The organism is Izhakiella australiensis (assembly GCF_002006995.1).
GTDB lineage: Bacteria > Pseudomonadota > Gammaproteobacteria > Enterobacterales > Enterobacteriaceae > Izhakiella > Izhakiella australiensis.
Window position 1 is genome coordinate 38,031 of sequence record NZ_MRUL01000003.1, and the last position, 11,199, is coordinate 49,229.

An 11,199-nucleotide genomic window follows, 5' to 3' on the forward strand; every position below is an offset into this window, starting at 1 on the left:
TAACGGATTATTAACTCGCCCTGCCTTACCCTGATGGTTATACCCTGCGTAGCGCGACGGAGGGTTAACCAGGAGGTGATACGATGATCAAATACCCGAAAGGCAGCATCGTTAAGCACAAAAGCGGTGATATCACCGGCGAGGTGGTCAACACCTTTGAACAGGGCGAAAAATCCTGCGGCTACTATATAAAATGGGATGATGGCAGCCACAGCTATCATGCAGAGCAGGAGCTTAACTGGGCTGACGCCAACCGGCCGATGTTCCATCCACAGCAATAACCGCACCGTCTTAATAGCGATACACTGAGGTTAGCCAACAGCAACAAGCCACATTGACCAGACTGGACCGCCGGGCGGAAGTTGCGTAAACTCCCGCCGGTATGCTTATTGCCTGATCTGAAAAGGTTTGTACCGCTCTCCATTCAGAGAAGAGATCGCTTAACTGACTATGCCACAAAAAAATCGTTATACCTTGCCGGTAAAAGCTGGCGACACCCGCCAGCTAGGGCAGCTCACCGGCGCTGCCAGCGCGGTAGAATGCGCAGAAATACTCACTCGTCATGATGGACCCGCGCTGCTGATTACGCCGGATATGCAAAGCGCTCTGCGGCTGCAGGACGAAATCAGCCAGTTTAGCCAACAGCCCGTTTTCAGCCTGTCAGACTGGGAAACCCTCCCTTTCGACAGCTTTTCTCCCCATCAGGAAATTATTTCTTCGCGCCTGGCAACTCTGTATCAGCTCCCCACGCTAAAGAGCGGCCTGCTGATTTTACCGGTCAATACCCTGATGCAGCGCGTCTGTCCCCACAGCTATCTGCACGGCCATGCACTGGTGATGGAAAAAGGCCAGGCTGTGGCTCGTGACCGGCTCATAACGCAGCTCGACCAGGCGGGCTACCGGCATGTTGATCAGGTGATGGAACATGGTGAGTACGCCACTCGCGGCGCGCTGCTTGATCTATTCCCGATGGGCAGTGAACAGCCTTATCGCATTGATTTTTTTGATGACGAAATTGACAGCCTGCGCCTGTTCGATGTTGATACTCAACGTACGCTGGAAGAAGTTCCGGCAATTAACCTGCTGCCGGCCCACGAATTTCCAACCGATAAAAACGCCATTGAGCTGTTTCGCAGCCGCTGGCGCGAACACTTTGACGTCAGGCGCGACGCGGAGCATGTTTATCAGCAGGTCAGTAAAGGCACGCTTCCTGCCGGCATCGAATACTGGCAACCGCTGTTTTTTGAACAGCCCCTGTCCGACCTGTTCAGCTACCTGCCCGCCAATACGCTGCTGATCTGCTGTAGCGATCTTGAGAGTAGCGCCGACCGCTTCTGGCTGGACGTCACCTCGCGCTACGAAAGCCGGCGAGTCGATCCGATGCGCCCGCTGCTGGTCCCGGAGAGCCTGTGGCTGAAAACCGATCAGCTTTTTGCCGGTCTGAAAAAGTGGCCGCGCATTCAGCTTAGTCAGCAAACCCTTGAGCAGCGCGGCGGCGTGACCAACCTCGATTACCGGCCGCTACCGCCGCTGGCGGTTGAGCCGCAGGCCAAAGCGCCGCTGGATGCGCTGCGTCAGTTTATCGAGCAGTTTGACGGCGCGGTGATCTTCTCGGTGGAATCGGAAGGACGGCGTGAAACGTTGCAGGAGCTGCTGGCGCGCATCAAACTGCGCCCGCAGGCGCTGGATCATATCGACGATGCAGGTCAGCACGGACACTGGCTGATGCTGGGCGCCAGCGAGCAGGGCTTTATCGATGCCGAACGCCAGCGCGCGCTGATTTGTGAAGGCGACCTGCTGGGCGAACGCGTCAATCGCCGACGTCAGGATAATCGCCGCACCATTAATCCCGACGTGCTTATCCGCAACCTCGCGGAACTGCGCCCCGGCCAGCCGGTAGTACATCTTGAACACGGTGTAGGACGCTACAACGGCCTGACGACCCTGGAAACCGGCGGCGTCAAAGCAGAATATCTGATGCTCTCTTACGCAGGCGATGCGAAGCTCTACGTGCCGGTTTCATCGCTGCATCTGATCAGCCGCTACGCTGGCGGCGCGGAAGAAAATGCACCGCTGCATAAGCTGGGTAGCGATGCCTGGCAGCGCGCCCGGCAAAAGGCGGCGGAAAAAGTCCGCGATGTGGCGGCTGAACTGCTGGATATTTATGCCCAGCGCGCCGCCAAGCCCGGCTTTGCCTTTAAGCACGACAAACAGCAATACCAGCTATTTTGCGAAGGCTTCCCGTTTGAGGCAACCATCGATCAGACTCAGACCATCAACGCGGTACTGAGCGATATGTGCCAGCCGCTGGCAATGGATCGTCTGGTATGCGGCGACGTCGGCTTTGGCAAAACGGAGGTGGCGATGCGTGCCGCGTTCCTGGCGGTAGAAAACAGCAAGCAGGTTGCGGTACTGGTGCCAACCACATTGCTTGCTCAGCAGCACTATGAAAACTTCCGTGACCGCTTTGCCAACTGGCCGGTGCGTATTGAAGTGCTGTCGCGCTTTCGCAGCGCCAAAGAGCAAAGTCAGGTATTAGAGGCGGCGGCCGAAGGCAAGATCGATATTCTCATCGGCACCCATAAGCTGCTGCAAAGCGATATTAAGTGGCGCGATCTCGGCCTGCTGATCGTCGATGAAGAACACCGCTTTGGCGTGCGGCACAAAGAGCGAATCAAAGCCATGCGCGCCGACGTCGATATTCTGACGCTGACCGCGACGCCGATCCCACGCACGCTTAATATGGCCATGAGTGGCATCCGCGATCTGTCGATTATCGCTACGCCGCCCGCCCGTCGCCTGGCGGTAAAAACCTTTGTGCGCGAGTATGATGCGCTCGTGGTGCGCGAGGCTATCCTGCGTGAGGTGCTGCGCGGCGGCCAGGTTTACTATCTGTATAACGATGTGGAAAACATCGACAAGGCCGCTAAGCGCCTGGCCGATCTGGTGCCGGAGGCCCGCGTCGCCGTGGGTCATGGTCAGATGCGCGAGCGTGACCTTGAACGGGTGATGAATGATTTTCACCACCAGCGTTTCAACGTGCTGGTATGTACCACCATCATCGAAACCGGGATTGATATTCCCACCGCCAATACCATCATTATTGAGCGTGCCGATCACTTCGGTCTGGCTCAGCTCCATCAGCTGCGCGGACGCGTTGGTCGCTCTCACCACCAGGCCTATGCCTGGCTGCTGACGCCCCATCCGAAAGCTATGACCGCTGATGCCCATAAGCGGCTGGAAGCCATCGCCAGCCTTGAGGATCTGGGCGCCGGCTTTGCGCTGGCAACCCATGATCTGGAAATACGCGGCGCGGGCGAGCTGCTGGGCAAAGGCCAGAGCGGCCAGATGGAAAGCATTGGCTTTTCGCTCTATATGGAACTCCTGGAGAACGCCGTTGAGGCGCTGAAAGACGGGCGCGAACCGTCGCTGGAAGATCTTATCAACAATCAGACCGACGTTGAGCTGCGCATGCCTGCGCTGCTGCCGGATGACTACATACCCGATGTGAATACCCGGCTGTCGCTGTATAAACGCATCGCCAGCGCGGCAACGGAGTCCGAGCTCAATGAGCTGAAGGTAGAGTTGATTGACCGCTTTGGCAAACTGCCTGATGCCGCCCGTAACCTGCTTGATTGCGCGGCGTTGCGTCTGACGGCGCAGCGTATCGGCATCCGCCGTATTGAGGCCAGCGATAAAGGGGGTTACATCGAGTTCGCGGCAAAAAACAATGTCGATCCAAACTGGCTCATTGGTCTGCTGCAAAAAGATCCTGCGCAGTGGAAACTGGACGGTCCGACGCGGCTCAAATTTATCCGCGACCTGACCGAGCGCAAGGTGCGCATGGAATGGCTGCAAACCCTGCTAAATGACATGCCTTTGCTGGCTGAATAAATAAAAAAGCCGCCGGGAAACCGGCGGCGATGCTGTGCTGAGCCTTCGCCCTGCTGAAATCATGCCTGATCGTTGATCACCAGCTGACCGTTGCTGTCGATCGGTATACGGGTGCCGGGGTCTTTGTCCATGCGGATTTTGCCCTGCTCGTTACCAATTTTATAGGTCACATCATAACCCAACATTTTATCCTGCTTGTCGTAGACCGTCTTACAGCGCTGCTCACGCGTCGTGTAAGTATCACTATTTTGCATATAGCCCTGAACTTGGTTACCGGCATAGCCACCGCCCAGCGCGCCGGCAACGGTTGCGACATCACGACCGCGTCCACCGCCAATCTGATGGCCCAGCACGCCGCCTGCTACCGCTCCCAGCACCGATCCGGCAATGCGGTTTTCATCACGAACTGGCCGGCGATGGGTCAGGGTGACGTTACGGCATTCCTGACGTGGATTTTTAATTGTCTCTTTAATGGGTGTTGCGGAGAGCACCTGAGCGTATTGAGGGCCGCGATCGAAAACATTCATGCCTGCGACAGCCGCAACGCCCAGCGCCGCTGCGACACCGATTCCAATTCCCGCCAACATTGATTTGTTCACAGGGAACCTCCTGAAAAAACAGTTACCGCGCATTATGGCCTTCCGAACTCTATGGTCCTGGTGTTGGCTACCCGACGTGCGCGACGCGTCGCTGTATTTAGCAAAATTTTGAAAGAAATTGTTAAGGCGAGCTATAAGAAAAAGGGAGGAAATACATAGAAGATGATAAGAAAAACTGGTTTTCAGAGGACTCTTAATATAAGTGACAATGTCACACGTTAACTTAAGATATTGCTTTTTAATATAAAATTTTGTGACCACGTCACAAGTGGTCACATTGATAATTAATGTAATTTCAGCCGGGGCCGGATAACACGGTTAAGACTGCCCACCAGCATCATTAAGCCGGTCTTAAAGTAACCGTGCAGCGCAATCTGGTGCATACGGTAGAGTGAAATGTAGACAAAACGCGCAATTCGCCCCTCGATCATCATAGAGCCTTTGGTCAGATTGCCCATCAGACTGCCAACGGTACTGAATCGGGAAAGAGAAACCAGCGAGCCATGGTCTTTATAGACGTACGCTTTCATGCTGCCGCCCTTCATATCGGCCAGTATGTTGGCCAGTACGCAGGAAGCCATCTGGTGGGCTGACTGAGCGCGCGGCGGTACAAACTTACCGTCAGGCAGCTGGCAGGAAGCACAGTCGCCAATGGCATAGATAGCCGGATCGCGGCTGGTCTGCAGCGTCGGCGTCACCACCAGCTGATTAATACGATTAGTTTCCAGGCCGCCGATATCCTTCATAAAGTCCGGCGCCTTAATACCCGCCGCCCATACCATCAGGTCAGCCTCGATAAATTCTTCCGATTGAGTATGCATACCGTGGCTATCGGCGCTGGTCACCATGGTTTTGGTTAATACCCGCACCCCCAGCTTGGTTAGCTCCTGATGGGCAGCGGCCGAAATGCGCGGCGGCAGCGCCGGCAAAATGCGCTCGCCAGCTTCGACTAGCGTGACGTTCAGCGCCCGGTTATCCAGTCCCCGATAGCCGTAGCTGTGCAACTCTTTAACCGCGTTATGCAGCTCTGCCGAGAGTTCAACGCCGGTGGCGCCGCCGCCGACGATGGCGATATTAACCCTTTCACGCGCCCCGTTGCTGGCGGAGAATTTCAAAAACAGATTCAGCATTTCATTGTGGAAACGCCGCGCCTGGTGTGGGTTATCGAGGAAAATACAATTTTCTTTTACCCCCGGCGTGCCGAAATCATTCGACGCGCTGCCCAGCGCCATAATCAGCGTATCGTAGGGCAGCTCGCGGGCGGGAACCAGCAGCTCGCCCTGTTCATCACGGATTTCAGCCAGCTGTAATGATTTGCTTTCGCGATTGATATCGGTAAGCGTGCCTAGCTGAAACAGGAAGTGATGGTTGCGCGCATGAGCCAGATAGCTTATCGCGTCCAGGCCTTCATCCAGTGAACCGGTGGCGACCTCATGCAGTAATGGTTTCCACAGATGGCTGTGATTGCGATCCACCAGGGTAATTTCTGCTTTTTTCTTCCGGCCTAATTTGTCTCCGAGCTGGGTTGCCAGCTCCAGACCACCGGCTCCCCCGCCGATAATTACTATTTTTTTCATAGTTGTAGTCAAACGACCCCCTTGAAATGTAAATCAACAGTTAAGTAAAGGTTAAAAATATCCTTACTAAACATAGGGTTGGCGACATTAAATCGCAAGCTGGGAGGAGAATATCACGCGGCGTTGTCTACGGGTACAAATATTGACGCAGGTCAAACTTTATTGCTGATAACTCAGATTAATACGACTTTACGGGCGCTTTCAGGCTTGAAAAATACCGGCCAGGCTGAAACAAGGGGTCCCGCACGGTAAAGCACGCGGGACGCGATACACAGGCGGCGCGGCGTCATTAGCCCGCCCGCGGTTACGGGCGTTAACCAAGGGTTTTGAAGGCTTTAATACGCTGTAAATGGGGAGAGATATTTTTGAATTTATGTCCGGCGTCATTATCCCAGATGATTTCATAGAAGGGATGCAGTTCTTCAGCACTGCGCGCGCTGTCCAGCGCTTCATCCTGGCGCGAGAGAACCACCAGACAGCGGTCGCGGTTTTTTTCGCGAAAATTGCTGACGCATTTGGTGGCGATATGCTGATACTCTTCCGGGCGGTCAATTTTTCCCACCATGTTCTCGACCGGCCACAGGTTGGGATTAAACATAACCTGACGGATGTCGCACAAAAAACCAATTCGCTCAGCCCAGTAGCCCCCCAGGCCAACGCCGCAGATCAGCGGTCGCTCATCGACATTGAGCTGCAGCATTTTATCGGTCTCTTTAAGCAGGTGCTGCATATCATGTTTTGGATGGCGGCTGCTGTAGCTGAGCAGCCGCACATCAGGATCGATGAACTGTAATTGAAGTACTTTTTCATGGTTGCCGGGGCTATTGGCATCAAAACCGTGCAGATAGATAATCATTGCTTTCCTCCAATGCTATACACCCCGGCGGCATCAACACTACCGGGCTGCTTTGTACTCCAGCCAGCGCTGTTGTAAATCGCTGAGCGTTGCGCTGGCGCTTTTCCAACGGCTGCTTTCCTGCAGCTGTCGGCGGTCATGTCGCGCGCTATGATATAACCCGCTGACGCGCTCTGCCTTAATCTGCGGCAAATTATCCAGCACGCTGACCGCCCCCTGACGATTATTACAGACCAGAATCATATCGCAGCCAGCGCTAAGGGATGCCGCTGCCCGCTCGGCATAGCTTCCCATAATGGCTGCGCCTTCCATAGAGAGATCATCAGAGAAAATAACACCGTCAAAATTCAGCTGCTGGCGCAGCACCTGCTGTAGCCAGTATTCAGAGCCGCTGGCGGGGCGCGGGTCAACATCAGTATAAATAACGTGCGCCGGCATAATGGCATCCAGCTTGCGCTCTGCGATCAGCTGGCGAAAAATCGTCATGTCATGGTTAAAAATTTGTTCCGCAGCACGGCCGTCGCGCGGCGTCTCTTTATGAGAATCGGCGGTGACTGCCCCGTGACCGGGAAAATGTTTGCCGGTGCATTTCATACCGGCGCTGTGCATACCATCAATAAATGCACGGGCCATTTCTAAGGCAATCGCCGGCGTTTCATGAAATGAACGGTCGCCAATCGCCGTACAAATATGACCGATATCCAGCACCGGTGCGAAGCTGATATCAATATCCAGCGCGGTCATTTCCGCCGCCATCAGCCAGCCGGCCTCCTGAGCCAGCTGTTGCGCTTGTGGCTGCGGGTAAAGCGCGGCAAATGACTGCATGGCCGGCAGCGTGGTAAAGCCGTCGCGAAAGCGCTGTACCCGCCCGCCTTCCTGATCGACGGCGATCACCAGCCGCTGACGGGAAGCCTGACGTATCTGCGCGATTAACGCCTGCAGCTGCGCCGGATCGTGATAATTGCGAGCAAACAGGATTAACCCACCGACCAGCGGATGTTGCAACATTTCGCGCTCTTCGGCATCCAGCTCATAGCCGGAGACATCTAGCATTACCGGACCCACATCAACCTCTTTCATTCATTGTGACTTTTCAATCTGACGCCAGGCTTCGCGCGCCAGAATTTTTAATTCGCCATCCTGACTCTGCTGGTAGCGTAGCTGGTACCAGCTGGCGATTAATAATCGCACCCAGGGACGCCAATGTTCAACCTGCTGCGAAAGTACCCCGGCATTGAGCGACATTGCGCTGGCATAGCGCTGCAGCCAACGCGCCCAGCCAGCGGGCGTAATAACCTCGCCATATTGCAGCATGCAAAGCTCCAGCGCCACGTCGCCATCAGCAGCATATTCCCAGTCAATCAGCTGCAAGCCCTGGCGGGTCTGCAGCAGATTTCCCCGGTGAATATCCAGATGCAAGGGCGCCTTGCGCAGCGCACAGGGCACCCCCCGGTTTGTCAGCCGGCGCAACTGCCTGAGCCAGCGGGCGCTTTTATCACGCGGATGGCAAAGCTGCCAGTAGCGCCAGAGCAACGCCGGCAGATTAAGGGGAGCACCAACAGGCGGCTGACGGTGCAGGCGGCACAATAGCGGCAGCAGCTGCTGCTCAAAGCTATCGCCCGGCATCTCTGCCGCGTTCTCCCCCGGGGTCCACGCCAGCAGCAGCCAGGGCGATTGCCAGCCCAGCGGTTCAGGAGCAAGGTCGGCGGCAGACAGCTTGCGCAGCAGACGATATTCCCGCTGGCGATTAACGCCGGGGATCTCCTGCCCTGCTTCTGGCTGACGCCGCGCTAGCAGCGGGCGACCGGCGCACTCAAGTTGATAAGTCAGACCGGTCAGCCCGTGCAGGGAGGAAACAGAACCGGCGGCCTGCGCCGCCGGAAACACCTGATGCATAACGCGCTGCAGCGCGGGATCAGTTTTGTACAACGCCGTTGCCAGACCAGGCGATTTCGCCGGACTGCACCAGCATTAACAGCATTTGCAGCGTCGGACTCTTCACGTCGCCATTGACGGTGGTATAAAGCACATACTGCGCATTCGCCGCGCGGGCAATACCGATGGCTTTACTGCGCGTAGACAGGCTGTCTTCAGCGGACAGGCCGAGGCTTTGACGCGCCGCCTGCAGCTGCTCCGGCGGCACCAGGCTAAACTGATTTTGATTGCTCAGCGCGCTGACCACCGCATTAGTCACTTTTGCTGACTGGATGCTGCCATTGGTGTTGTTGCGCGTCCCGGCGACCAGCAGTACGCTGCCGGGCGTGACGCCATCGGCATGCAACATTTGCGCGATCAGTGGCTGGACGCTGGCCTCCCAGTTAAGGGTCTGGAGCTTAGGCGGTTGAGGAACGGTGGGCGGCTGCTGAGGCTGCTGTGGTTCCTGAGGCGCCGTAACGGGTGGCTGCGTTGGTGTCGGCTGCGTCGGCTCAACGGGTGCGGGTTTTTGCTGTTGAACGATACAGCCGCTAAGCAGCAATGACAGCGACAGCAACCCGGCCAATCTGGTTATACGCTTTTCCACGCCTTTCCCCCTCAAAGATAAAGATAAAGTCTGACCTTACTGGCCGTCAGATTCCCTGTTAGTGATGAAATGTCGACCTTGCCATGAGCCGGCACCGTAATTTGCCGAGGCTTTTCAAAGGGCAGGATTTGCAGTCCTTTATCGTCATACCAGTAGAAACGATAATTGACCCGCACCGGATGCTCCTGCTCATTATAAAGCGTTGCCGAGGCTTGCTGCTGGCCATTATTCTCTGAAATAGCGGGCTGGTCAGTTGTAATACCGGCAGACAATACGCCGGACTCCATCACCAGCGATTGCGACGTATTGATCACGGTGCGATCGCTGCTACAGGCGACCAGCAGCGGTAGCATCACCAGGGAAAGCAGGGCCAGGCGCATAGGATTTTGCTCCGGATCAGTTAGCCAGCATCGGCCCTAAAGGACGCCCGCCCAGCAGATGCATATGGATGTGATAAACTTCCTGACCGCCGTGCTTATTGCAGTTAACGATCAGCCGGTAACCCTCTTCGGCGATGCCTTCCTGACGGGCTATTTTCGCCGCAACGGTAAACAAACGGCCCAGCGCCGCCTCATGCTCAGGCAGCACATCGTTACTGGTCTCCACCTCAACGTTAGGGATAATCAGAATGTGGGTCGGCGCTCTCGGTGAAATATCGCGAAACGCCGTCACCAGTTCGTCCTGATAGATAATATCGGCGGGGATCTCGCGGCGAATGATTTTACTGAAAATCGTTTCTTCGGCCATGATGCAAATCCTTAGCGGTAGAATGGATGTGAAAACACTTCCGTAGGTTCATTCTGTCAGTATGAGCGAAAAATTTGTTTTCTTTCAAGCTGAAAACCGGCTTAAGGCGCGGAAAATGTATTTTAGCGCGCCGCCGGATTATTCAATAGTGAGTCATTAAGCATAGTCGGAAAAGGCCGCCGTCGACGTCAGTCGGATGATCGGCCACCGGCGCTCAGCCCCAGCCTTTGCGGAGCAACGTGAAACAGTCGGGAAAAATTCTCTGTGGTTACCCGTGCCAGCTGCTCTACGCTTACGCCCTTTAACACCGCCATATACTCGGCGACGTCGCGGGTAAAGGCCGGTTCGTTCTGCTTGCCGCGATGCGGCACCGGCGCCAGATAAGGCGAGTCAGTTTCTACCAGCATGCGATCAAGCGGTACGTAGCGCGCAGCATCGCGCAGCGCCTCTGCATTGCGAAACGTTACGATGCCGGAAAAAGAGATATAAAAGCCCAGATCGAGCAATTGTTCAGCGGTTTGCCGATCTTCGGTAAAACAATGCAGAACGCCGCCGCATTCATCGGCGCGCTCTTCGCGCAACAGTGCCAGAGTATCTTCGCGCGCATCGCGGGTATGCACGATAACCGGCTTGTTTAATTGGCGGCCGACGCGAATATGCTCACGAAAAGAGGCCTGCTGGCGCGGACGGGTTTCCGGATGATAATAATAATCCAGCCCGGTTTCTCCCAGCGCCACCACGCGCTGATCGGCCGCCAGCTGATGCAGTTCGCTAAAATCCCATTCTTCATCCTGATTAAGCGGATGAACCCCGCAGGAATAGGCTACGTTCGCCCGCTCGCCGATCTGTTCCACCATCGCCCGGTAGCCCGGCAGCGTCGTCGCCACCGCCAGGCAGAACTTCACGTCACGCGCGGCGGCTTTCGCCAGAACATCATCGATATCATGGTGTAAGTTTTCATAATCCAGGCCATCAAGATGGCAGTGGGAGTCAACTAAGAACATC

General features: G+C 55.7%; 11 protein-coding genes. 2 read left to right on the forward strand and 9 right to left on the reverse strand.

Translation table 11 applies throughout. From position 1 onward, the window contains the following. Nucleotides 1-83 precede the first annotated feature (83 nt). A complete protein-coding gene (locus BTJ39_RS06140) occupies nt 84-281 on the forward strand; it encodes a hypothetical protein (RefSeq protein ID WP_078001806.1) in 198 nt (65 codons plus the stop codon). A gap of 169 nt (nt 282-450) precedes the next feature. Next, the gene (gene mfd / locus BTJ39_RS06145; RefSeq protein WP_078001807.1) at nt 451-3,894 is read left to right on the forward strand and encodes a transcription-repair coupling factor; all 3,444 of its coding nucleotides are present in this window, start codon (nt 451-453) and stop codon (nt 3,892-3,894) included. Nucleotides 3,895-3,953: 59 nt separating this feature from the next. On the opposite strand, the gene BTJ39_RS06150 is transcribed toward mfd, so the two are convergent. The 9 genes from BTJ39_RS06150 to BTJ39_RS06190 all read right to left on the reverse strand — a co-directional run bounded on the left by BTJ39_RS06150 (nt 3,954) and on the right by BTJ39_RS06190 (nt 11,198). Then, entirely contained in the window at nt 3,954-4,493 is a 540-nt protein-coding gene (locus BTJ39_RS06150; RefSeq protein WP_078001808.1) for a glycine zipper 2TM domain-containing protein, read from the reverse strand. Nucleotides 4,494-4,777: 284 nt separating this feature from the next. After that, the gene (locus BTJ39_RS06155) at nt 4,778-6,082 is read right to left on the reverse strand and encodes an NAD(P)/FAD-dependent oxidoreductase (protein WP_078001809.1); all 1,305 of its coding nucleotides are present in this window, start codon (nt 6,080-6,082) and stop codon (nt 4,778-4,780) included. A gap of 301 nt (nt 6,083-6,383) precedes the next feature. Beyond that, nucleotides 6,384-6,926 (reverse strand): alpha/beta hydrolase YcfP, encoded by a 543-nt coding sequence (gene ycfP, locus BTJ39_RS06160; RefSeq protein ID WP_078001810.1) that lies wholly within the window; start codon nt 6,924-6,926, stop codon nt 6,384-6,386. A 39-nt stretch (nt 6,927-6,965) separates the two neighbouring features. Next, nucleotides 6,966-8,006, reverse strand: coding sequence for a beta-N-acetylhexosaminidase (nagZ, locus tag BTJ39_RS06165; protein ID WP_078001811.1), 1,041 nt, complete (start codon nt 8,004-8,006; stop codon nt 6,966-6,968). After that, nucleotides 8,007-8,855, reverse strand: a complete 849-nt coding sequence (locus tag BTJ39_RS06170) for a phosphotransferase (RefSeq protein WP_096777695.1) — start codon at nt 8,853-8,855, stop codon at nt 8,007-8,009. Then, entirely contained in the window at nt 8,842-9,447 is a 606-nt protein-coding gene (lpoB, locus tag BTJ39_RS06175; RefSeq protein WP_422386013.1) for a penicillin-binding protein activator LpoB, read from the reverse strand. Before lpoB ends, BTJ39_RS06170 begins: the two co-directional genes overlap by 14 nt. 11 nt (nt 9,448-9,458) lie before the next feature. Then, nucleotides 9,459-9,827 (reverse strand): YcfL family putative periplasmic lipoprotein, encoded by a 369-nt coding sequence (locus BTJ39_RS06180; RefSeq protein ID WP_078001812.1) that lies wholly within the window; start codon nt 9,825-9,827, stop codon nt 9,459-9,461. Between the two features lie 16 nt (nt 9,828-9,843). Next, nucleotides 9,844-10,194, reverse strand: coding sequence for a purine nucleoside phosphoramidase (gene hinT / locus BTJ39_RS06185; RefSeq protein ID WP_078001813.1), 351 nt, complete (start codon nt 10,192-10,194; stop codon nt 9,844-9,846). 188 nt (nt 10,195-10,382) lie between these two features. Then, nucleotides 10,383-11,198 carry a metal-dependent hydrolase gene (locus BTJ39_RS06190; RefSeq protein ID WP_078001814.1) on the reverse strand — a complete coding sequence of 272 codons (816 nt, stop codon included), beginning with the start codon at nt 11,196-11,198 and terminating at the stop codon, nt 10,383-10,385. Between the last annotated feature and the right edge of the window lies 1 nt (nt 11,199).